The sequence below is a fragment of the Planotetraspora sp. GP83 genome (assembly GCF_041262585.1).
In the GTDB taxonomy this organism is placed as follows: Bacteria; Actinomycetota; Actinomycetes; order Streptosporangiales; family Streptosporangiaceae; genus JAOEGB01.
On sequence record NZ_JBGCBZ010000033.1, the window covers coordinates 1 to 21,182 of the forward strand.

Genomic DNA, 21,182 nt, shown 5'->3' on the forward strand with positions numbered 1-21,182 from the left:
TCTTCTGGCTTGGTCGCAAGATGATCTATCAGAGTCCCGTTGCTTCGTCATCAGGGCTTGACGGACAGCCGATCAGTCAAATGCAACGGCGTTGAGCTGGACGGCTCTTGATGATCTTCAATTGACAACCTAGGGTTGTCGGCATGGACCAATCAGACTTACTGGAGCGGGCTCGCCGCCGATCCTCCGACCCCACGGACCCGCTGGAGATCCTGACCGCCGCGATCGCGCTGAGCACGGAGCTGAGCAGCGAGGCCGACATCCTCCTCGACCAGGCGGTGCGGGACGCCCGCGAGGCCGGCGCCTCCTGGAATGTCATCGGTGAGCGGTTCGGGTTCTCCAAGCAGGCGGCCCGCAAGCGCTTCACGCCGCCGTTCGCGGGCCGCCACCTGGCCAACCGGCGCAAGAAGCGCGACGCGTCCTGCTCCTTCTGCCGCACACCGCCCGGCCCCCGGGTCCACATGGTCCACGGCGAGGGCGGGCGCATCTGCGACAAGTGCGTGGCGCTGGCGGGCGAGATCGTCGCCGACCTCGCCAAGCGCCGCTGATCAGGTCACGGTCAGCCGCCGCTGGTACTGCTCGTCTCGCCAGAGCTCCTTGCCGAGCACCTCGGCGAGGGTCGTCGCGGCGTCGTGCACGTCGACGTAGCGCAGGTAGAGCGGGGCGAAGCCGAACCTCATGAGCCCGGGCTCCCGGTAGTCGCCCACGACGCCCCGGTCGATGAGCGCCCGGATCACCGGGTAGCCGTCGGCGTGGCGGTAACTGACCTGACTGCCGCGCCGCTCGGGGTCGCGCGGGCTGACGAGAGCCAGATCCGGGTGAAGCTGGTCGATGAGCTCGACGAACAGCGAGGTCAGTGCCACGCTCTTGGCCCTGACCTCGCGCATGTCGACCTGCTCCCAGATGTCGAGCGAGGCGTTTAGCGCGCTGTAGGCCAGCACGGGCGGGCTTCCCGTGGCGAACCGCCGCACGCCGCCAGCGGGCCGGTAGTGCGGCTCGAAGCCGAACGGCGCGGCGTGCCCGTGCCATCCTGAGATGACGTTGCGGGCGGCCTCCTGATGACGGGGGGCCACGTAGATGTAGGCGGGTGCGCCCGGCCCTCCGTTGAGGTACTTGTAGGTGCAGCCGACCGCGAAGTCCGCCGCGCCGACCTTCACGGGGACGGCCCCGGCGCTGTGACACAGGTCCCAGATCATGAGCGCGCCCGCGGCGTGGACCTGGGCGGTCACGGCGTCGACGTCGCGCATCGCGCCCGTGCGGTAGTCCACGTGGGAGAGCAGGACGACGGCGACGTCGTTCCCGAGCACCCCGTCAAGAGAGTCGCCGGAGCCGATGTCCCTGATCTCGTACGAGCCGAGCGCGCGGGCGGCGCCCTCGACCACATAGCGGTCGGTCGGGAAGTTGTCCAGGTCGGAGACGATCACCCGGCGGTCCGGGCGCAGCGGCAGGGCGGCGGCGACGGCCTTGAAGATGTTCACCGAGGTGGACTCCCCGGCGAGCACCTCCCCCGGACCCGCGCCGATCAGGGGCGCGATCCGATCGCCCGTGCTCTCCGGCAGGTCCCACCAGCCCGCCGTGTTCCAGCTCTCGCCCAGGTGCAGGCCCCACTCGGTCTCGACGGTGTGCGCCACCCGCTCCGCCGTCCGCCGGGGCAGCGCCCCCAGCGAGTTGCCCAGAAGGTAGACGACCCCGGGGGGAAGCGAGAACTCGTCGCGCAGCTCCCGCAGAGGGTCCCGGACGTCGAGGTCATGGCAGTCGGCACGGGTGATGGCCACGTGGTCACTCCTTCAGGTTTGTCCGCATTATCCCCTTAACTGCTGACATCTAGGCCATCGCACCATGGCTCTCATGAGGCAGCCCCCGCACTTGCCGGATCGCCAGGTTCCTGTCACCTCCCGTCCGGCTGGCAGAATCCAGCCCGAACGCTCCGCGGGCGAAGAGCGCCAAGAGACGCGAAGGGCACAATCATGTGGCTTGCCTGGCACATGTGGCGACATATCATCATCGGCGGCCTGCTCGCGGTGCCCGTCGCGCTGGCCGCCGCCCACCTGCTCGCCCGCCGCCGGGCGGCCAGAGGCCACCCCCACCCGTTCCGTACGGCTTACGCCGACGTGTTCATGGTCGTGGGCACGGCTCCGTGGATCTGGATGATCCTCACCCCGGGAAGCGGCTCGGACGGGGTCAATCTCGTGCCCTTCCGTGACCTCCTGGCGGTCCTCCAGGCGTCTCCCGCGTCGGCGATCGTGCAGGTCGGAGGCAACCTGCTGGTCTTCGCCGCCGTAGGGGCGCTGCTCCCGATCCGGTCGGCCCGGTTCGCCGGGCTCGGCATGATCGCCCTCGTCGCCGCCACGGGGTCCCTTACCGTCGAGTTACTTCAGTACGTCCTGCGGCTTCACCGGTTCTCGTCCGTCGATGACGTGCTGCTCAACACGGCGGGCGCCGTACTCGCAGCGTCAATGACTCAGCGTTGGCGGGCCGGTCGAATACCGGATGGGACCGTTCCACGGTAGCGGTCCGCGAAAACTCGCGTAGATCGCCACACAGGCACGATCCGCTCAAAATAAGCACGGGACCAACCTGCGACTCTGTGCGATCGTGGACAAGACGGGGCAAGTTCTCTGTAGACGCCAATCCCCCGTTGGTGACAGAGGGTGATCAAACGTGACGGAATCCTCCCCGGTGCATCACGAGCCCCCGATCTATCGCCGCATCGCCGATCGGCTGCGCGATCAGATCCTGTCCGGCTCATTGAGTGATGGGGATCGGCTACCGGGCGAGAACGCACTAATGGCCGAGCACGGCATCGCACGGGCGACGGCAAGACAGGCACTGGCCGTGCTCATCAACGAGGGCCTGGCCGTACCACGGAGAGGGTCGGGCGTCTACGTCCGGCTGTTCCGCCCGATCCGGCGACACGGGTCGCGGCGGCTTTCACGGGAGCAATGGGGACAGGGCCGGGCGATCTGGGACTCCGACACCCGAGGCCGCTCGTACACCGTGGACGAGGTCCACATCGAGCGGGAGCCCGCGACCGAGCAGGTGGCGCGGCTCCTGGACACCGACGACGTCTGGGTCCGCCGCCGCCGTTACCTGGTCGACGGGCGGCCGGTCCAGCTCGCCGCCTCCCACTTTCCGGCCGGTCTGGTCGAGGGGACGGCGGTGACCCTGCCGGACACCGGCCCGGGCGGGGTCTACGCCCGGCTCGGCGACCTCGGCTACTCCCCGGCGCACTTCACGGAGGAGGTCCGGGCGCGGATGCCGCAACCGCGGGAGGCCGAGTTGCTCGGGCTGCCCGCGGGCACTCCGGTCATCATCATCAGCCGCATCGCGTACGCCGCGGGTGGCGTGCCGGTGGAGCTCAACGAGATGACCCTCGACGCGGCGTCCTATGTACTCCAGTACGACTTCGACGCATAGGTCAAGGGGGCAACGTTGACCTGTCCCCCCCGATCATTGATTTCTCTAGAGATGTCCCGCACCTTGAGGGTGAGACGTCAAGAACAACCGGGCACACGGCGAGGGAAAGGGGTGAACGGATGTCCTTTGACCAGCACCTCGCCGAGATCGCCCGGGAGTTCCCGGAATGGACGATTTGGCGGAGTGACGCGGGCCGGTGGTGGGCCACCCGGCATCACCCGCTCACCTCGGCCCAGCGGGAGGCCGGATGCGCGATGACCATCGACGCGGACGACCCCGACGGGCTACGCGACCAACTGCGTGAACAAGAGGAATGTGCCACGACCGCCGATCCGTGAGCGCGGAAGCCCCCGACCCTATCGGGGGCGGGGGCTTCCGCTCCAGATCCCCCGTGGGGGCGTCGCCACTGGTGCCAATCAAACGGCGTCCTCACGGGTTCCAATCCGCGTCACTTGTGGGCGAGCGGCTCCTGGTCATGGTCGCCGGCCGGCTGCCGGACCCTGCCGAGGTTGACGTCCGTGTCCTCCGGGCCCTCGATCCGGGCCTGGCCGGAGACCGGAGAGACGGCCGGAGCCGGCAGCGCGGCCGGGCCCTCGTGGTGCTCCACGTCGTCCACGATCACCCGGATCTCCTCGTCGTCCTCATCCTCGTCGTGGGCCTGCTCCACGGCGGGCTGGGCGACGACACGCTCGTGCGCCGCGGCCTGCGACTGCTGACCATCCGGCTGGCCCTGTGCCGGAGCCTGAGGGGTCTGCGGCGCGGGCGGCAGCACGGCGGCTTCGTCGATCAGCGCACCCGCCGCGGCCTCGCGATGGAGCAGGTCGCCCAGGACCGACCCGATCTCGTTGAGGCGGCGCATCACCTCGGTGTGCGTGTCGGTGAGGTAGGAGACGCGGCGGCCGGTGTGCTCGTCCAGCGCCGTGACCCGCTGCTGCGCGGCTGTCAGCGTGGCCTCCGACTCCGCACGCGCCTCGCTCACCAGCCTCTCCGCCTCGAGCCTGGCGGCGGTCAGCTGCCGGTCCGCCTCCGCGCGCGCGTCGCGCAGGGTGTCCTCAGCCTCGGCGCGGGCCGTCCCCAGGGTCTCCTCCGCGTCCGAACCCGCCTGCGAGAGCAGCCGCTCGGCGGCGGAGGTGGCGTCGGCGACCCTGCGCTCGGCCTCCTCCTGCGCGGCGGTCCTGATCGAGTCGGCCTGCTCACGCGCCGACGCCACCAGCCGCTCGGCCTCGGCCGCCGTGCTGTCACGCAGGCGGGCGGCCTCCGACTCGGACGCCTCCTTGTTGGCCGCCGCCTCCTCATGGGCCAGCTTCAGGATCTGGCTCAGCCGCTCGCCCAGCTCGTCGGGGTTCTGCGGGGACTCCGTCAGCTTCCGGCGCGCGTCGGCGAGCTCGACGCGGCTCTGCTCGGCCTGGTCGATGGTGCGCGCGAGCCGCTCCTCCAGATCCCGGATCTGGTTACGGGTCCGGATCATGTAGTCGTGAACCTGGCGGCGGCTGTATCCGCGCATGACGACCTCGAAGGAGTCGTCACTCATGAGTTCGGGGAAGTTCTCGGTCTGGTTCGTCATGAGAGGCCCTGGGGGTTTGAAGTTAGAGACGGTACGCACGTCAGGACACGACTTTCCTGCTATCCGCCGGACATCGCAACCCGAACGCCACAGCTCCTGGGGAAAAATGCAGGATACCGGCCACGAGCGCCGGTGACCCCCGTGGGATCATGGCGGCATGCCGTACATCGCCCGTCTTGACGACGACGCCACGCCGATCATCCACCCGGAGGCCTGGGTGGCTCCCGGAGCGGTGATCGTCGGCAGGGTGCGCCTCGGCCGCGCCTCGAACGTCTGGTACGGCTCGGTCCTGCGCGGCGAGGACGAGCGGATCGAGGTCGGCGCGGAGTGCAACATCCAGGACCTGTGCTGCCTGCACGCCGACCCCGGGGAGCCGGCGATCCTGGAGGACCGGGTGAGCCTCGGTCACCGGGCGATGGTCCACGGCGCCCATATCGAAGAGGGCGCGCTCGTCGGCATCGGGGCGATCGTGCTCGGCGGCGCGGTGGTGGGCGCGGGGTCGCTGATCGCGGCCGGCGCGGTCGTGACGCCGGGCAAGAAGGTGCCCGCGGGCGTGCTGGTGGCGGGGGTGCCGGGGAAGGTCGTCCGTGAACTCACCGACGACGACCGGGCCTCCTTCGCAAATACTCCGGCAAGCTACCTCGCCAAGGCCCGCCGCCACTCAGCGGCGACGGAAGTGTCCCGCTGAACGTGCCCGCCAGCACGCGGTGATCGGACAGCTCCGGGCTGGTTCTGATCACCTCCGCGTGCAGGGGCCGGAAGACGTCCTCGGTCGCGAAGACGTAGTCGATCTTGCGGCCTCCCCTGGTCGTGGGGTCGCCGCCTCGTCGCGCTGTCCCGTCCGTCCCGGTGTCCACCTCGGCGTAGTTCCCCGTGCCGAGGCCGAGGCCGTACATCGGGGTGAGCTCGGGGTCCTGCGGTTTGCGGTTGAAGTCGCCGCCGAGGATGACCGGGCTGCCGTCCGCGTAGGGGGCGACGAGACGGGCGACCTGCCGGGGCGACTCGCTGTCCGAGATGTGGGTGACACAGCTCACCGAACGGCGCGGCCCGACCATTCCGCGCGCGCAGAGCAGGCCGCGCGGGTGGACCCGGGAGCCGGGGCCGGGCTTGAGGTCCACGGAGAGCCGCCGCCGGAGCGGCGGCCCGAGGAGCGGCCCCTTGAGCGCGAGGGCCAGGCCGAAGGTCTTGCCGTCCGGCGGCGTCGTCCTCTTCGTCAGCGCCCCCCACAGCCGGCGGCACCGATCCCGCCCGTCCGGAGCGGGCGCTTCGTCGAGGCCGAACCACACCATCCGGTAGTCGGGGAGCTTCCGTTTCAGCAGGTCGACCTGGGCGTAGCACATCTCCGTGAAGGAGGCCACGTCCACGTTCCTGCTCCGGATGAGCGCGGACACCTCGCCGGCCCAGGCACGCCTCCGCTTCGGGGTCAGGTCGGCGGCGCAGGTGTTGTCCCTGTTGTTGGCGGCGCAAACGTTGTAGGTAAGCACGTTGACCAGATAGTCACCTGGGCCCTGATCGTACGGCGCGGCCGCGGCGATCCCCGTCGCGACCGCGATCGTCGCGGCCACAAATCCCCCCATAGCGGGAGACGGTAACCGAGCGACGATCAACCCACCCAGGCACCAGTGGTGAAATTTCCTACATTGATTGCCATAACGGGCGCGGCGATCGCCAAGTAGGCCATGAAGACCCACGGCCTGCGGGCCCCCGTGACGCCGACGGCCAGGTAGAGCGGCCACCACAGCAGCGAGGCCCGACCCACCGACATGTAGAACGACGACATCGCGAGCAGGGCCACCGCCTGCGGCGCGAGGTAGGCCACGTTGCCCCATCGCCGCCGGGCGAGCTCCAGGAGGATGAGCGCGACCAGCACGGCCCCCGCGATCATCTCCTCGCGGTAGGACGTCTGCAGGACGTTCTCCTCCAGCGAGCGGTTCCACGTGTTGAGGAACGCCTCCTTCGGCGACACCGCGTAGCGGCCCCAGTACTCCGCCTCCGCGTGCTTCCAGGCCAGCCAGTCGCCCGTACGGGAATAGAGGTAGGCCATGTAGGCGAGCACCGGAACCGCCGGCAGCGCCAGCCAGGGCGCCTTCCGCCACCCCGTCGCGCGCAGGCCGTTCTCCGCGACCAGGAACTGCACGGCCAGGCCGGCGGCGAGGAAGAGACCGGAGATGCGGACGGAGGACGCGAGGGCGGCGCAGACGGCGGCCGCCTCCCAGCGCCCCCGCCGGGCGAGCAGCCACGCGGGGATCGCCAGCGCGAGGAACAGCGCCTCCGAGTAGCCGGCCAGCATGAAGACGGCGAACGGGCTGAGGAAGAACGCCAGGACCGTCCAGGTGCCCGTGCCCTCCCGGAACGAATCGCTCAGCCGCGACAGCGCCACCGCGACGACCGCGCTCGCGACGAGCGAGACGAGCACGATGGCGAGGCTCCAGTCCGTGATGAACACGTGCAGATAGCGCAGGAGCAGCGGCATGCCGGGGAAGAACGCCGTCAGCTTCGGGGCGTCCGGCATGCCCGAGGGGCCGTCGTAGCCGAACTGGGCGATGGCGATGAAGTTGTCGGAGTCCCACGGCGTGAGCCGGTCGAGGAACGGGGCCTCGGTCCGGCCCGGCGCCGCGAGCACCATGTAGATGTAGGTGGCGACGTGCCAGAAGAACCAGATGAGCAACGCCGTGCGGTCGGCCTTCGAGCCGAGCCACCGTCCGAGCCACCGTCCGGGCCACCGTCGGGGCCACCGTCCTCGTATCGCGGCGTCGGGGTTCGGGGCCGTGCGCGGCGGGTCCGCCTGCGGGGTGGCCACAGCCTGCTCGATCTCGGTCACGACAATCTATGGAATACGTCAAGAGCAGTCCATGCCAAGAGCATTTGCGGAGATATGCGGGCACTTCGGAGAAGCATCCGCATATGCACAGCTCATGCGCTTATGGCCGGAAAAGATTCTCCTGGGCGGGGCCGGACCTCCGTCCGTCCGTCGCCTATCGGTGTCCGCAACTACCATGGCCGCGTGCGATGGGACGTGCAGTGGGACGGGTTCACGGCGATGGAGCAGGACGTGCGTTCCCTCGTCGCCGACCCCCGCTGGACCACGCTTCCTCCCCTCGCCCGAGCCCAGGCGATCGCCCAGCGGGCGCTGGTGACCCCCGACGGCTCCCGGTGGCTGTTCGGCGCGCACGCGAGGTGGTATCGCCTGGATCGGGTCGACGGCCGCTGGCACCTGTCCGCGCCGCCCCTGCATCCGGCCGTCCGGTCGGGCGCCCGGCCGCTGGCGCCGCCCTCTGGCGTCCCCCACCTGCTGATCCCCTCCGGGGCCGACTTCGCCTTCGACCGCGGCTCCACGCAGGCGTTCGTCGGGCCGGACGTGCCGCGTGAGGTCACCGAGCGGGTGAGGGCGGTGCTCATGGCCCACCGCGGCCTGCGCCGCGCGGAGTTCCCGCTGGGCGAGAGCGGCTTCCAGGAGGTCTTCGCCCGCGACGTGGCCAGCACGGTGGCCGCCGTGTGGGGCACGATCATGTGGTGCGCCTACGCGCCGGCCTTCGACGGCAACGAGGTGCTGCTGTCGATGTTCGGGGAGTTCCTCGCCCGGCCGCTGCCGGGGGACGACTGGGTGCGCTGGCTGCCGGCGGTGTCGCTCGACGCGCTCGCCGCCCTCTACGCCGAGCGGATGCGCTCCGGCGCGGAGGAGGCCGGGCTTCGCCTCGCCGCGCTGATGGCCGAGACCGCCACCGTGCTCCGGGCGGACGCCCGCTTCCGGCCGCGCGCCGACGCGTTGCTCGCGATGACCGAGCCGCTGCTGGCCCAGCCCTGGCTGGACCACCACGCCCTCCCCGGCGGTGCCGTACGGCAGGCGTGGCTGGCGCGGTGCCCGCCGCACCTCGCGGGGGCGACCCTGGCGGAGACCTCCCCCGGGGAGCACTTCCGCCACAGCCTCTACGACCTGGTCGAGGCGCTGGGCTACACGGCGGCCCGGGGGCTCGACCCGCGGTCGGCCGCCGCCTCGCTGCTGGCCGCCGACGTGGCGGGCCTGCTCTCCGGATCCCCCTCGATGTCGCCCTCGACCGCCGAGGTGGTGACGCAGCTCTACCCGTGGATGGACGACGAGTTGCGGCACGGGTTATACGTCTCCCTCGCCGACCCTTCGCATCCTCTGCGCGGATGCTGGCCGTCCGACGGGGCGCTTCCCCCGGTGCTCGTGCCGCCCGATCGCGGCACGGCCGCCGCCCTACTGGGATCGGCGTACGCCACCGGCCTCGCGTGGTGCCGCCTCACCGGCACGGCGCCGGCGCCCCGGGGCTTCGCCGTCTCCTCGGCGGTCGTCCAGTGCCTCATCCACCAGCGCGACGACCCACTCCCCGAGCCCGGCACCTGGAGCTTCCCCCATGACCCCGACGGAACAGGCTGGCTCTTCGACAACGCCCAGCGCTGAAACGGCCGGTGGTGGGTTGAAAGCGGTTTGTAAGGAATGACCACCACCTGAGTCACATGGACCTCAGGGGTGGCGTAGTGTCACCCGAAACGGAATATGGGGATATTTCACCCTTACTCTCGCTTTAGCAATCCGTTCCCTCCCCTATCTCGCTTTTCACCGAATCGTGATCTCGGTATCCGGGAAATGGTCAGGGAGGGACGAGGGGCGCGTGGCGGAATGGTCCCGATGGGCCATGTCGCCGAAACGTACTCCGACGTAACCTCGTCATGGGTGTGGGCTGCGGAAGGAAGGACAGCGCGGTGGGGCACGACGACCTGGACTCTCGGGTCCACGACCGTGTCGCGTTGGACGAGATCGCGCTCTACGCCGAGGTACTGGAGGCCGTCAACTTCACCGATGACCGCCTGACCTTGGAGGAGCTCGACAACGCGCTCGGATTGCGCACTTCGGCAAGCCGCTGAAGGCGATCGCAGCGGAAACCGATCCCGGACTCCGCATGGGGTCCGGGACGGTTTCTCTGGACTAGTCCAAACAACCCAGTCGCGACAAAAGCCTCAAGACCGGACAAGTCTGGCAATTGCGGCGGCCGCTTCCTTGACCTTCGCGTCCGCCTCCGGGCCGCCGCTGCTGACGGCGTCGGCCACGCAGTGCCCGACGTGGTCCTCCAGCAGACCGAGCGCGACCGCCTGAAGGGCGCGGGTGACCGCGGAGACCTGGGTGAGGACGTCGATGCAGTACGCGTCCTCCTCGACCATCCGCTGCAGACCGCGGATCTGGCCCTCAATTCGCCGCAGGCGTCGGAGGTATGCCTGCTTGTCCCCGCTGTACCCATACATGCCGCCCACGGTATCGAGGATCGCGGGTTACTCGCGGGAGCGAAGTCCGTACATCAGGTCCTGCCAGCGGCCGGCGACGGCGGGAGCCGTACGCGCGGAGGCGGATTCGAGCGCGCCCGCGGCGAGGGACATGCGGCGGCGCTCGTCGTCGACGAGCGCGAGCAGCGCCGCCGCGTACGACTCGATCTCCCCCTGGCCCTCCGGGACCAGCACGCTGTCCTTCCCCGGCCGGAGGAACTCGGCCGGGCCGCGCGGCCCGTCGAACGCGACGATGGGGACACCGCAGCTCAGCGCCTCGATCACGGTCATGCCGAGCACCTCGTGCCGCGACGGCACCGCGACGATCGACGCCTTGGCGAACTCGCCGGCCAGGTCCGGCGTGGTGCCCATGAAGTAGACGTGGTTGTGCAGGTCGAGATCACGGACCAGGCCCCGCAACCGCTTCTCTTCGGGGCCGGCACCGTAGAGGCGAAGCCGCCAGTCCGGGCGCTTGTCCGCGACGACGGCGAACGCGCAGATCAGCCGGTCGTATGCCTTGACCTGCACGAGCCGGCCGCCCGCGCTGACAATGCGGTTGTCCATGCGGGAGCGCGGCCAGGGCCCCGCCGGAAGCGCGTCGGGGATGGCGTGGACGGACAGGTCGTCGTCGAGCAGCCGGGCCCACTCGTCCCTGCCGCTCTCGCTGCTCGTCACCACCGCGTCGAGGCGGGGGTAGAACCGCCGGATCGGTCCAACCACGGGCGGGCGGCTCCACTCCCGCGCGATGCGGACGACCTCGCGCGGGGCGTATCGGGCGGACTGGACGCTCAGGCCCGGCCTCGTGGTGACCAGCACGTCCGAGCGCAGCCCGCGGAGCATGCGCCACAACGCCACCTCGGTCCGCACCTGGCCGCGCGGCAGCAGGCGAACGGCGCCGGGGGCGACGTCCACCAGCCAGCGCATGGCGACCCGCCGATCGACGGGGAAGAAGGGCGTCTCCCTGGTCCGCTTGACGCTGACGACCTCCACCTCGTGCCGCGCGGCGAGCTCGGCGGCCAGGTTGAGGGTGGCCCGCACGTCGCCGCGCATGCCGTACGCCGAGGGAACCAGGAAGGTGATCCTCACACGCCCACCTCGAGCCGTAACTCGTCGTCGGATGTGAAGCTGGGCCTGATCGGCACGCCGTCCACGAGCGCCCTGGGGTAGTGGACGCGGCGGCGCTTGCCCTCGACGTCGTCGATCCGAGCGCCGAGGGGCAGCCGCCGGTCGACGCCGTCCACCTCGAGGGACGGCTCCCAGACGCCCTGGGCCTCGGGCGTGGCGGCCAGCACGTCGCACAGCGACAGCGCTGCGTGGAACCGGACGCCCTGGACGGTCGCGGCGACCGTCACGGTCGCGGCCGGATCGCTGTGCCGGAGCGCCAGCCGGGCCTCGCGGTGCTGGTCGTCGTCGTCGAGCCCGGTGTAGGCCAGCAGGCCGGTGACCTCGAACCGGCCCTCGCGGAACCAGACCGCCCGCACGTCGGCGACCGGCTCCGCCTCATCGATCTTGATGGCGAGGAAGCCGTTCCTGGTGCGGTACGCCCGGTAGGCCATCGTCCGGCGGCACAGCGCGTACGCGTCGAGCCGGTCGAGCGAGAAGCCGGGGTCCACGCTGCGGATCCGGGTGCGCGGGCCCTGCTGCTGGAGGTAGGCGTCCCAGCGGCCCGGCGTGAGCGACAGGGACGCGAGTGAGACCGCGACGGTGGCGTCCCTCGTGCGCCTGCCCGGGGCGCCGAGCGTCACCTGCCGCTCCGCGCCGGTGGCCCGGTGCCGGAGGACGAGCCGCGTGCCGTCCGTCAGCGGTTCCTCGATCGCGAGGCGAAGGGAGAGGACATCGGCCAGTGTGACCTCAGCGTCCGTGACAATCACGCCCACCGTCCAGCCCCCTCCCCGTCGATTGAGCCAACGTTGAGGTTACCGTGATTTTCCTGTTATGTGGAGAAAGGCTTTAACGCTTGTGGCCGGGAAGACATGTTTTCTGTCGTCTTGACCGATTCATTCGACAAATAGTCCGGGCCACTGCAAGAAGGTCGGTCACGCCCCCTTGATCGACTTGATCAGCAGCTGGGCCACGTCGACGACCTCAAGGCTCTCCTTGGCCTCGCCCGTGTTCTTCTTCTCGTTGATGGCGTCGCCGAGCATGACGAGGCAGAACGGGCAGGCGGTGGAGACGGTGTCGGGATCGGTGGTCAACGCCTCGTCCACCCGCTCGGTGTTGATGCGCTTGCCGATCCGCTCCTCCATCCACATCCGCGCGCCGCCCGCGCCGCAGCAGAAGCCGCGGTCCTTGCACCGGTGCATCTCCTGCGTCTGGACGCCGGGCACCTTCGCCATGATGTCGCGCGGCTGAGCGTAGACCTTGTTGTGGCGGCCGAGGAAGCACGGGTCGTGGTAGGTGATCTTCTCCTCGATCGGCGTGATCGGGGTGAGCCGGCCCTCCTCGACCAGGTGCGACAGCAACTGGGTGTGGTGGACGACCTCGTAGTGCCCGCCGAGCTGCGGATACTCGTTGGCCAGGGTGTTGAAGCAGTGCGGGCAGGTGGCCACGATCTTCTTGACCCCGGCCTCGTTCAGCGTCTCGATGTTCTGCTGGGCGAGCATGTTGAACAGGAACTCCATGCCCAGGCGGCGGGCCGGGTCACCCGTGCACGCCTCCATCGGGCCGAGCACGCCGAACTTGACGCCGGCGATGTGCAGCAGCTCCGCGACGGCCTTGGTGGTCTTCTTGGCGCGGTCCTCCAGGGCTCCGGCGCAGCCGACCCAGAAGAGGTACTCGACATCCTCGGGCATCTTCTCGTCGATGATCGGGACCTCGAAGTCGAGCTCCTCGATCCACTCGGCCCGCTTCATCTCGGACATGCCCCACGGGTTGCCCTTGTTCTCGAGGTTCTTGAGCATGACGCCCGCCTCGGACGGGAACGAGGACTCGATCATCACCTGGTAGCGGCGCATGTCGAGGATGTGGTCGATGTGCTCGATGTCCACCGGGCACTGCTCGACGCAGGCGCCGCAGTTGGTGCACGACCACAGCACGTCGGGGTGGATGACGCCGTCCTCGCCGACCAGCGGCTTCTCCAGCAGCGCCAGCACGTCCTCGTGGAAGCCGGCCTTCTCCTCCTCGCTCGCCAGCAGGTACGGCGCGACCTTGAAGGCGTGGTCGCGCTGGTCGAGGATGAGCATCTTCGGCGACAGCGGCTTGTCGGTGTTCCACGCCGGGCACTGCGACTGGCACCGGCCGCACTCGGTGCAGGTGTAGAAGTCGAGGAAGCCCTTCCAGGTGGTGTCCGCGATCTTGCCGCGGCCGAAGACGTCGACCTCCGGGTCGGCCTCCTCGAAGTCCAGCACCTTGCCGCCGCTGCGCATCTCCTGCGCCGGGCCGAGGCCGTCCGGACGGCGGGAGAACAGCACGTTCATCGGCGCGGTGAAGATGTGCAGGTGCTTGGAGTTCACCACGATGACCAGGAACACCAGCATGACGCCGATGTGCAGGAGCAGGCCGACGCCTTCGAGGGCCTCGCTGGCCGGGAGGATCCTGGCCACCAGGTCCGAGGCGAAGGCGCCGGACTTGTACGGGAAGTTCCCCGTGTTGACCGCCGCGCCGCGGAACAGGAACATCGTCCAGATCACATTGAAGATCATGAAGAGGATGACCCAGGCGCCGCCGAGGTGGGAGCCGGAGAACCGGGACCCGCGGCCCAGCTTCTTCGGCGAGTTCTTGATCCGGATGGCGGCGAACGCGATCAGGCCGATCAGCGCCGCGACCGCGATGAAGTCCTGCAGGAAGCCCAGGATCGGCCAGGTGCCGATGAGCGGGATGTGGAAGTCGGGCTTACCCGTGATCGCGCCCTGAATCAGCGCGCCGTACGCCTCCAGGTAGACGGTGGCCAGGATGAAGAACGCCCACATGACGAAGAAGTGCGCGGTGCCCGAGGGCGTCCACTTGAGCAGCTTCTTCTGGCCGAAGACCTCGACGAGCTGGGCCTTGATCTCGGCGCCCACGTTCGCCCTGGCGTATTCCAGGCGCTCGGGGGCGGGCTGGCCGCTGGTGGCGAGCTTGTAGAGGAACAGCACCCGACGGGCGGCCAACGCGACCGCGACCACGGTCATGACCAGTCCGATTATCGCTACCCAGAGCACGGGGGCCTCCCATATCCAACGTCGGCTGCCAGCGTATGACCGCGGTCATCCACAGTGACGACTGGGGCACACCCCGGATCCTACCTGCGGGTAACTTGTGCCCCGTCACCGGGGATGGCGATCACTCGCAGCCCGCCAGGCCATCTCGCGATCTCATGCCGGGCTTCCGAGACTGCTGATGCTAGAACAAAGCTCTGCGTCGGATAAAGGCGGCTATTCCTCGAGATAGCGCTGGATCGTGGGCGAAAGGATCTCGACCAGCTCCTCGATGTCCGCCGAGGCGAGCGGCTCCAGCTTGAGGATGTACCTCATCATGACCACGCCGTACATCTGGGAGAAGGCGACCTCCATCCGGATGGGCGGGATCTGGAGCGCCTCGGCGACCCGCCCGAGCACCGCCCTGGTGAGGAACTCGCGGATCATGGCGACGGCCTGCTCGTTCACCATCGCGGTCCGCATCAGCGCCACGACCGGCTCTCGCGCCTCGGGCTCGGCGGTCAACGTCAGGAGGAAGCGCACCAGCCGCTCGCCGATCTCTTCGCGCGGCCCGGCGAGGATCGTGGGGATCACCGTGCCGGGGTCCACCGGCAGCTGCATGGCCGCGATGAACATCCCGTCCTTCGTGTCGAAGTAATGGTGGACGAGGGCCGGATCGACCCCCGCCTCACGCGCGATGCCGCGGATCGTCGCCCTGTCGAAGCCCTTCTCCGCGAAGACCTTCCGCGCCGCGGCGAGGATCTCGCCACGGGTGTCGGCCGTCCCCGGCCTGCGTCCCGGCCGGCGCCGCTGCCTCACCGCCTTGCCGTCTTCGGCGACTGCGGGAGACTCCGCGGTCCGGCCGTCGGCGCCCACGCCCCGCGTCACGCGTCCCCTTCGCCTTTGCGCCCTACCGCCAGGTAGACCCGCATGGGGACGGTCAGCCTGCCGTCGGCGAAGACCTTGCGGAGCTCGGTGCGCTCCCGCGTGACCAGTTCCTCCACCGACTCGGGGTCGAGCGCGGCCACGTAGGAGTAGGAGCGCAGGTCCGTCAGGAAGTCGTCGAGGCGCACGCCCCGCGTCCAGTGGATCCACGTCTCCTCGACGTGGAGCCCGGCGTCGCCCATCGCCCCCGCGATCGGGGGCATGCTCCAGCCGGGCAGCGCCGGGCCGATGTAGCCGGCGCACGACTCGGCCAGGCGCACCTGGTAGGCCGCCAGCCAGTCGGCCTTGCCCGCGTCCACCGAGTTCCACCAGCCGGCCACCGCCCCTCCGGGCCTGGTCACCCGTACGGCTTCCGCGATCGACAGGGCCGGGTCGAGCCAGTGCCACGCCTGGGCGTAGGTCACCAGGTCGGCCACGCCGTCGCGGAACGGCAGCCTGTTGCCGTCGGCCAGCATCGCCTGGCATGCCGTACGAGCCCGGAGGAGGGAGAGCATGCGGCCGCCGCGGTCGAGGGCGACGGCCCGGGCGCCCCGGTCGAGGAGTCCGCGGGTCGAGATGCCGGTCCCCGCGCCGACGTCGAGCACCCGGGCGCCGTCGAGCCGGATGCCGGACAGCTCCTCCAGGGCGAGGTAAAGCGCCTCCGGATACTCCGGCCTGGCCGCGTCGTAGGCCTCGGCCACCCGATCGAAGACGTGATGGCTGAGCTCCGGCAGCTTGTTCATGGCGGGGTTCACGGCGGGGTGCATGGCGCGGTCAGGTGGCCGTCGTGGAGGCGGCGAAGTTCAACCGGGCGAAGGCGAGCGCCTCGGCCAGGTCGTCGATCCGCTCGGTGCGACTGGTGGCCTTCCGCGTGTTGATCTCCAGCACGATCAGCCCGCGATATCCGGCGCCCGCGAGGCGCTCCAGGATCTGCGCGCAGGGCTGGGTGCCCCGGCCGGGGACCAGATGCTCGTCCTTGTTCGTGGTGCCGACGCCGTCGGCCAGATGCAGGTGGGAGAGCCTGTCACCCAGCTTGGTGGCCATCTCCATCGCGTCGGAACCGGAGACGGCCGTGTGCGACAGGTCCAGCGTCACGTCCGGGAAGTCGTAGTCCATGGGGTTCCAGTCCGGCGCGTACGGCACGACCTCGTTGCCCCTGGCGCGGAGGGGGAACATGTTCTCCACGGCGAACACCACGTCGGTCTCCTCGCGCATCCGGGCGAGACCGGCCTCGAAGTCCCTGGCGTAGTCGCGCTGCCAGCGGAACGGCGGGTGGACCACCACGGTCTGCGCGCCCAGCCGCTGCGCGGCGTCCCGCGCCCGCTGCAGCTTGACCCACGGGTCGCGCCCCCAGACCCGCTGGGTCACCAGCAGGCATGGCGCGTGCACGGCCAGCACCGGCATCTCGTAGTGGTCGCTCAGCCGCTGGAGGACCTCCACGTCCTGGCTGACCGGGTCCTGGCCCACCATGATCTCGACTCCGTCGTAACCGAGACGCGCCGCGAGCTCGAAGGCGTCGGGCGTGCGCTCCGGATACACCGAGGCCGTCGACAGCGCGATCTTCGCGTTGGGCACGCGGATGACACTCATGACGCCCGCCTCCCCTGGCGGCTCCACGGGCACGTTCCGGTGGCACTGCGGTGGTCGTCTGATCGCTTTCTGCGCCCGTTCACGGATCCAGCCTAAGCCGGACAGTGGCCGTGCGCCGCTTCGCCACAATGATGCACTCTCGAATCACAAGCTAGATCACAAACTATGGTGGTCATATGGCGCGGATCGCGAAAGGGGCCGTACCCAGCCCGAACATCTGGAACTCCCCCCAGGTCTACGAAGTAGAGAACCGGGCGGTGGACCCCGAAGGAGCGGTGGAGGCGGCCATGCGGGCCATCCGGCCCTGGGACGGCGCCACCGTGCTGGACATCGGCTGCGGGACCGGCTACCACCTGCCGTCGTTCGCCGCGACCGCCGGGCGGGTCGTGGGCGTCGAGCCGCATGCCGGCCTCGCCGCGCTCGCCGCGTCCCGCTGCTCCGGTCTGCCCGACGTCGTCGTCCGTACGGCCACCGCCCAGGACCTGCCCCTGCCGGACTCGTCCGTCGACGTGGCGGTCGCCCGCTGGGCGTATTTCTTCGGCCCCGGATGCGAGCCGGGCCTTCGGGAGCTCGCACGGGTCGTCCGCCGGGGCGGCGCGGCGTTCGTGGTGGACCTCGACGGGGCGCGCGGCGACTTCGGGCGGTGGTTCCGCCAGTCGGTGCCGTCCTACTCCCCCGAGGCCGTCGAAGAGTTCTGGTCGCGCCAGGGGTGGCAGCGCCGGGAGCTCGACCTGCGGATGACCTTCTCCTCCAGAGCCGACCTGGAGGCCGTGCTCCGGATCGAGTTCGCCCCCGCGGTGGCGGAGACGGCCATCGGGGAGACCGAGGGCCTGGAGATCTTCTACCCGAATGTCCTCCGGTGGCGGCATTTCTGAAAAGCTTCGGGGCTTGACCTTGTCACTGGCGTCACTGTTTACGGTCGTGCCGAGGAGGGCCGATGCGGATCGGAGAGCTGGCCCGGCGGTCGGGGGTGAGCCCCCGGGCGCTGCGCTACTACGAGCAGAACGGGCTGATCAGCGCCCGGCGCTCGGCTAACGGGTACCGGGAGTACGACGAGGCGGACGTGCGGCTCGTCACGGAGATCCGCCAGCTCCTGGCGGTGGGCTTCACCCTGGAGGACGCCCGGCCGTTCGTCGACTGCCTGCGGTCGGGGCACCCGTCGGGGGGCTCCTGCCCGGAGTCCGTCGCGGTCTACCGGCGGAAGCTGGCCCAGATCGACACCGAGATCCGCTCGCTGATGGCCCGCCGATCCGAGGTGGCCGCCCAATTGGCCGACGCCTGCCCGGGCTGCCTGGTGGGAAGACGAGGAGAACCATGATCACATTGACGGCGGAGAACTTCGAGGAGCAGGTGCTGCGGAGCGGCAAGCCCGTCCTGGTCGACTTCTGGGCCGACTGGTGCCCACCGTGCAGGATGATCGCCCCGATCCTGGAGGAGATCGCCGAGGAGTACGGCGACCGCCTCACGGTGGCGAAGATCAACTACGACGAGCACCCCGACATCGCCCAGCGCTACGGCATCCTCGGCCTCCCGACGCTCAATCTGTACCGCGACGGCGAGGTGGTCCAGCAGATCAAGGGCGCCAAGCCCAAGCGCCTGCTGCTGGCCGACCTCGCCGATCACATCTGAATATGGCGAGGTTTGTCGGAGGAGGCCGATAACCTCCCCGTCGTGAGCAAGGCAGCGAAGCCGGCGTACCGGTGTGGCGAGTGCGGGTGGACCACCGCCAAGTGGGTCGGCCGGTGCGGGGAGTGCCAGGCGTGGGGCACCGTCGAGGAGGCGGGCGCCCGCCAGGGCGTCAACGTGGTCAAGGGCGGCGCGGTCACCGCCCCGGCGGTCCCGATCGGCCAGGTCAAGGCGGAGGTCGCGCATGCCCGCACGACGGGCGTCCCCGAGCTCGACCGCGTGCTCGGCGGCGGCCTGGTGCCGGGCGCGGTCGTGCTCCTCGCCGGAGAGCCCGGCATCGGCAAGTCCACGCTCCTGCTGGAGGCCGCCGCCCGTACGGCGGAGCACGACACGGTGCTCTACGTGACCGGCGAGGAGTCCGCGGCGCAGGTCCGGATGCGGGCCGACCGGATCGGGGCGGTCGAGGACCGGCTCTACCTCGCGGCGGAGACGGACCTGTCGGCCCTGGTCACCCACGTGGAGAAGGTCCAGCCCCGGCTGCTGATCGTCGACTCGGTCCAGACGATCGGCTCCGCCGACGCGACGGGCGTGCCCGGCGGCGTCACCCAGGTTCGCGAGGTCGCGGGCAACCTGGTCCGTCTGGCCAAGGAGCGCGGCATGTCGACCGTCCTGGTCGGCCACGTGACCAAGGACGGCACGATCGCCGGTCCCCGCGTGCTGGAGCACCTCGTCGACGTCGTCCTCCACTTCGAGGGCGACCGCAACTCCCGCCTCCGGATGGTCCGGGCGATCAAGAACCGGTTCGGCCCGATCGAGGAGGTCGGCTGCTTCGACCTGCACGAGCGCGGGATCACCGGGATCGCCGACCCCAGCGGGCTGTTCGTCTCGCGGCACCCGGAGCCCGTGCCGGGCACCTGTGTCACGGTCACCATCGAGGGGACCCGGCCGATCCCCGCCGAACTGCAGGCCCTCGTCGGCCCGACGGAGGCGCCCCAGCCCCGGCGCACCTCCTCCGGGCTCGACTCCTACCGGGTCGCGATGGTGCTCGCCGTCCTGGAACGGCGGCTCAACTCCAAGCTCGGCAAGTTCGACGTGTTCACCGCGACGGTCGGGGGCATCAGGCTGACCGATCCCGCCGTCGACCTGGCGCTGTTGCTCTCGGTGGTGAGCGCGGCCGGGGACACGGCCCTGCCTCAGGGGCTGATCGCCCTGGGCGAGGTCGGCCTCGCGGGGGAGCTCCGTCCCGTCCGTGACGTGCGGCGGCGGATTGCCGAGGCGTCCCGGCTGGGCTTCACCCGGGCGCTGGTCCCGGCCGGGTCGCTGGCCGACGACGCGCCGCGGCTGGAGGCGGCCCCGCGCCGGAGCGATCTCGTCGCACTGCGTCCGTCTTCGGGACGCTCGTCCACGGGCCGCGCGACGAACTTCGCGCCCGGCTTCGACGTCTTCGAGGCCGAGAACGTCTGGGCCGCTATCGCGCACGTCAGGTGAGGACGCCGTTACGCCGGTAAACTGGGCGTCGTCATGAGCCCAAAGGGGCGTCGCAGGGCGGGTGGCCGTCGAGCGCGGGGGTTGCGTGCTGCACAACGACAAGGGATTGGATGACCGCAGGAGAGCCGTGCTCGCCGCGGTGGCCCCGGGCACGGCCCTGCGCGACGGCCTGGAGCGCATCCTGCGCGGCCACACCGGCGGCCTGATCGTCCTCGGCTACGACAGGACCGTCGAGGAGCTCTGCACCGGAGGCTTCGAGCTCGACGTGGAGTTCTCCGCGACCCGGCTGCGCGAGCTCGCCAAGATGGACGGCGCGATCGTCCTCAACGGCGGTGACCTGCGGATCGTCCGGGCGGCCGTGCATCTCGTGCCCGACCCGGGCATCCCCACCGAGGAGTCGGGCACCCGCCATCGGACCGCCCAGCGAGTGGCCAGGCAGACCTCCCTCCCCGTCATCGCCATCAGCAAGTCGATGCGGATCATCGCCCTCTACCTCGACGGCACCCGTTACGTGCTGGAGGAGTCGGCGGCCATCCTGTCGAAGGCCAACCAGGCGCTGGCCACGCTCGAACGCTATAAACTGCGGCTCGACGAGGTCTCCGGCACGCTGTCGGCCCTGGAGATCGAGGATCTGGTCACCGTCCGCGACGTGGCGGTCGTGGTCCAGCGGCTGGAGATGGTCCGCCGCATCCACGGCGAGATCGAGGGATACGTCGTCGAGCTGGGAACCGACGGGCGGCTGCTCACGCTGCAACTCGACGAGCTGGTCTCCGGCGTCGACGCAGACCGGGAGCTGATCGTGCGCGACTACCTGCCGGCCTCGCTCGACCGGCTTCCCCGCTACCACACCGACGCCATGCGGGAGCTCGACGAGCTGTCCTCCTCCGACCTGCTCGACCTGACGAAGGTGGCGCAGGTGCTCGGGCACTCGGGGGCGGAGGCCATGGACGGCCCCGTGAGCCCACGCGGCTTCCGGCTGCTCGCCAAGGTGCCCCGCCTTCCCGGGGCGATCGTGGACCGGCTCGTCGAGCACTTCGGCGGCCTGCAGAAGCTCCTCGCCGCCAGCACCGACGACCTCCAGGAGGTCGGAGGTGTGGGCGAGACCCGCGCCCGCAGCGTCCGCGAGGGACTGTCCCGCCTCGCCGAGTCCTCGCTTCTGGAGCGCTACATCTAGGTCA

General features: G+C 70.1%; 23 protein-coding genes. 12 read left to right on the plus strand and 11 right to left on the minus strand.

The genetic code is table 11. The annotated features are described in order from the left end of the window. The first annotated feature begins 143 nt into the window (after positions 1-143). A complete protein-coding gene (locus tag ABH927_RS31420; protein ID WP_370027606.1) occupies positions 144-548 on the plus strand; it encodes a ClpX C4-type zinc finger protein in 405 nt (134 codons plus the stop codon). On the opposite strand, the gene kynU is transcribed toward ABH927_RS31420, so the two are convergent. Continuing rightward, positions 549-1,775: a kynureninase gene (gene kynU / locus ABH927_RS31425; protein ID WP_370027608.1), complete on the minus strand. Its 1,227-nt coding sequence runs from the start codon at positions 1,773-1,775 to the stop codon at positions 549-551. 210 nt (positions 1,776-1,985) lie between these two features. Between kynU and ABH927_RS31430 the strand changes: the two genes are divergently transcribed. The 3 genes from ABH927_RS31430 (at position 1,986) to ABH927_RS31440 (ending at position 3,755) form a co-directional block, all read left to right on the plus strand. After that, positions 1,986-2,510: a VanZ family protein gene (locus ABH927_RS31430; RefSeq protein WP_370027609.1), complete on the plus strand. Its 525-nt coding sequence runs from the start codon at positions 1,986-1,988 to the stop codon at positions 2,508-2,510. Between the two features lie 151 nt (positions 2,511-2,661). Continuing rightward, positions 2,662-3,417: a GntR family transcriptional regulator gene (locus ABH927_RS31435; RefSeq protein WP_370027611.1), complete on the plus strand. Its 756-nt coding sequence runs from the start codon at positions 2,662-2,664 to the stop codon at positions 3,415-3,417. Positions 3,418-3,536: 119 nt separating this feature from the next. Next, the gene (locus ABH927_RS31440; protein ID WP_370027613.1) at positions 3,537-3,755 is read left to right on the plus strand and encodes a hypothetical protein; all 219 of its coding nucleotides are present in this window, start codon (positions 3,537-3,539) and stop codon (positions 3,753-3,755) included. 110 nt (positions 3,756-3,865) lie between these two features. Here the strand turns inward: ABH927_RS31440 and ABH927_RS31445 are convergent, their stop codons facing one another. Beyond that, complete coding sequence (locus ABH927_RS31445; protein WP_370027615.1) at positions 3,866-4,981, minus strand: hypothetical protein; 1,116 nt, start codon at positions 4,979-4,981, stop codon at positions 3,866-3,868. 157 nt (positions 4,982-5,138) lie between these two features. Between ABH927_RS31445 and ABH927_RS31450 the strand changes: the two genes are divergently transcribed. After that, the gene (locus ABH927_RS31450; RefSeq protein WP_370027617.1) at positions 5,139-5,669 is read left to right on the plus strand and encodes a gamma carbonic anhydrase family protein; all 531 of its coding nucleotides are present in this window, start codon (positions 5,139-5,141) and stop codon (positions 5,667-5,669) included. On the opposite strand, the gene ABH927_RS31455 is transcribed toward ABH927_RS31450, so the two are convergent. After that, positions 5,575-6,558 carry an endonuclease/exonuclease/phosphatase family protein gene (locus ABH927_RS31455; RefSeq protein ID WP_370027619.1) on the minus strand — a complete coding sequence of 328 codons (984 nt, stop codon included), beginning with the start codon at positions 6,556-6,558 and terminating at the stop codon, positions 5,575-5,577. The genes ABH927_RS31450 and ABH927_RS31455 overlap by 95 nt on opposite strands. Positions 6,559-6,584: 26 nt before the next feature. After that, positions 6,585-7,802, minus strand: a complete 1,218-nt coding sequence (locus ABH927_RS31460; RefSeq protein ID WP_370027621.1) for a mannosyltransferase family protein — start codon at positions 7,800-7,802, stop codon at positions 6,585-6,587. Between the two features lie 183 nt (positions 7,803-7,985). Here ABH927_RS31460 and ABH927_RS31465 point away from each other — a divergent pair, with 183 nt between their 5' ends. Then, positions 7,986-9,404, plus strand: coding sequence for a hypothetical protein (locus tag ABH927_RS31465; RefSeq protein ID WP_370027623.1), 1,419 nt, complete (start codon positions 7,986-7,988; stop codon positions 9,402-9,404). 275 nt (positions 9,405-9,679) lie between these two features. Continuing rightward, a complete protein-coding gene (locus tag ABH927_RS31470; protein WP_370027625.1) occupies positions 9,680-9,868 on the plus strand; it encodes a hypothetical protein in 189 nt (62 codons plus the stop codon). A 93-nt stretch (positions 9,869-9,961) separates the two neighbouring features. On the opposite strand, the gene ABH927_RS31475 is transcribed toward ABH927_RS31470, so the two are convergent. The 7 genes from ABH927_RS31475 to ABH927_RS31505 form a co-directional block, all read right to left on the minus strand. Further along, positions 9,962-10,243, minus strand: a complete 282-nt coding sequence (locus tag ABH927_RS31475) for a metal-sensitive transcriptional regulator (protein ID WP_370027627.1) — start codon at positions 10,241-10,243, stop codon at positions 9,962-9,964. Positions 10,244-10,270: 27 nt separating this feature from the next. Next, positions 10,271-11,347: a glycosyltransferase gene (locus ABH927_RS31480; protein ID WP_370027628.1), complete on the minus strand. Its 1,077-nt coding sequence runs from the start codon at positions 11,345-11,347 to the stop codon at positions 10,271-10,273. Next, positions 11,344-12,138, minus strand: a complete 795-nt coding sequence (locus ABH927_RS31485; protein ID WP_370027630.1) for a hypothetical protein — start codon at positions 12,136-12,138, stop codon at positions 11,344-11,346. The genes ABH927_RS31480 and ABH927_RS31485 overlap by 4 nt, the downstream gene beginning before the upstream one ends. A gap of 159 nt (positions 12,139-12,297) precedes the next feature. Then, positions 12,298-14,400 (minus strand): (Fe-S)-binding protein, encoded by a 2,103-nt coding sequence (locus tag ABH927_RS31490; RefSeq protein WP_370027632.1) that lies wholly within the window; start codon positions 14,398-14,400, stop codon positions 12,298-12,300. A gap of 213 nt (positions 14,401-14,613) precedes the next feature. After that, positions 14,614-15,264 carry a TetR family transcriptional regulator gene (locus ABH927_RS31495; RefSeq protein ID WP_370027634.1) on the minus strand — a complete coding sequence of 217 codons (651 nt, stop codon included), beginning with the start codon at positions 15,262-15,264 and terminating at the stop codon, positions 14,614-14,616. Beyond that, positions 15,261-16,043 carry a class I SAM-dependent methyltransferase gene (locus ABH927_RS31500; protein WP_370027636.1) on the minus strand — a complete coding sequence of 261 codons (783 nt, stop codon included), beginning with the start codon at positions 16,041-16,043 and terminating at the stop codon, positions 15,261-15,263. The genes ABH927_RS31495 and ABH927_RS31500 overlap by 4 nt, the downstream gene beginning before the upstream one ends. Positions 16,044-16,074: 31 nt before the next feature. Further along, positions 16,075-16,890 carry a sugar phosphate isomerase/epimerase family protein gene (locus ABH927_RS31505; RefSeq protein ID WP_370027638.1) on the minus strand — a complete coding sequence of 272 codons (816 nt, stop codon included), beginning with the start codon at positions 16,888-16,890 and terminating at the stop codon, positions 16,075-16,077. A gap of 176 nt (positions 16,891-17,066) precedes the next feature. Here ABH927_RS31505 and ABH927_RS31510 point away from each other — a divergent pair, with 176 nt between their 5' ends. The 5 genes from ABH927_RS31510 to disA all read left to right on the plus strand — a co-directional run bounded on the left by ABH927_RS31510 (position 17,067) and on the right by disA (position 21,178). Further along, positions 17,067-17,765, plus strand: a complete 699-nt coding sequence (locus ABH927_RS31510; RefSeq protein WP_370027640.1) for a class I SAM-dependent methyltransferase — start codon at positions 17,067-17,069, stop codon at positions 17,763-17,765. A gap of 62 nt (positions 17,766-17,827) precedes the next feature. Continuing rightward, positions 17,828-18,208 (plus strand): MerR family transcriptional regulator, encoded by a 381-nt coding sequence (locus ABH927_RS31515; protein ID WP_370027642.1) that lies wholly within the window; start codon positions 17,828-17,830, stop codon positions 18,206-18,208. Next, the gene (gene trxA / locus ABH927_RS31520; RefSeq protein WP_261582437.1) at positions 18,205-18,519 is read left to right on the plus strand and encodes a thioredoxin; all 315 of its coding nucleotides are present in this window, start codon (positions 18,205-18,207) and stop codon (positions 18,517-18,519) included. Before ABH927_RS31515 ends, trxA begins: the two co-directional genes overlap by 4 nt. 42 nt (positions 18,520-18,561) lie before the next feature. Further along, on the plus strand, positions 18,562-20,004 hold the full coding sequence (radA, locus tag ABH927_RS31525; protein ID WP_370027645.1) for a DNA repair protein RadA: 1,443 nt from the start codon (positions 18,562-18,564) through the stop codon (positions 20,002-20,004). 85 nt (positions 20,005-20,089) lie between these two features. Continuing rightward, on the plus strand, positions 20,090-21,178 hold the full coding sequence (gene disA / locus ABH927_RS31530) for a DNA integrity scanning diadenylate cyclase DisA (RefSeq protein WP_370027647.1): 1,089 nt from the start codon (positions 20,090-20,092) through the stop codon (positions 21,176-21,178). The last annotated feature ends 4 nt before the right edge of the window (positions 21,179-21,182 follow it).

Coding starts and splice junctions, on each gene's coding strand:
- ABH927_RS31420 (WP_370027606.1), top strand. CDS start 144: ATGGACCAATCAGACTTACTGGAGCGGGCTCGCCGCCGATCCTCCGAC.
- ABH927_RS31430 (WP_370027609.1), top strand. CDS start 1,986: ATGTGGCGACATATCATCATCGGCGGCCTGCTCGCGGTGCCCGTCGCG.
- ABH927_RS31440 (WP_370027613.1), top strand. CDS start 3,537: ATGTCCTTTGACCAGCACCTCGCCGAGATCGCCCGGGAGTTCCCGGAA.
- ABH927_RS31445 (WP_370027615.1), bottom strand. CDS start 4,981: ATGACGAACCAGACCGAGAACTTCCCCGAACTCATGAGTGACGACTCC.
- ABH927_RS31450 (WP_370027617.1), top strand. CDS start 5,139: ATGCCGTACATCGCCCGTCTTGACGACGACGCCACGCCGATCATCCAC.
- ABH927_RS31455 (WP_370027619.1), bottom strand. CDS start 6,558: ATGGGGGGATTTGTGGCCGCGACGATCGCGGTCGCGACGGGGATCGCC.
- ABH927_RS31475 (WP_370027627.1), bottom strand. CDS start 10,243: ATGTATGGGTACAGCGGGGACAAGCAGGCATACCTCCGACGCCTGCGG.
- ABH927_RS31500 (WP_370027636.1), bottom strand. CDS start 16,043: ATGAACAAGCTGCCGGAGCTCAGCCATCACGTCTTCGATCGGGTGGCC.
- ABH927_RS31505 (WP_370027638.1), bottom strand. CDS start 16,890: ATGAGTGTCATCCGCGTGCCCAACGCGAAGATCGCGCTGTCGACGGCC.
- ABH927_RS31510 (WP_370027640.1), top strand. CDS start 17,067: ATGGCGCGGATCGCGAAAGGGGCCGTACCCAGCCCGAACATCTGGAAC.
- ABH927_RS31515 (WP_370027642.1), top strand. CDS start 17,828: ATGCGGATCGGAGAGCTGGCCCGGCGGTCGGGGGTGAGCCCCCGGGCG.
- trxA (WP_261582437.1), top strand. CDS start 18,205: ATGATCACATTGACGGCGGAGAACTTCGAGGAGCAGGTGCTGCGGAGC.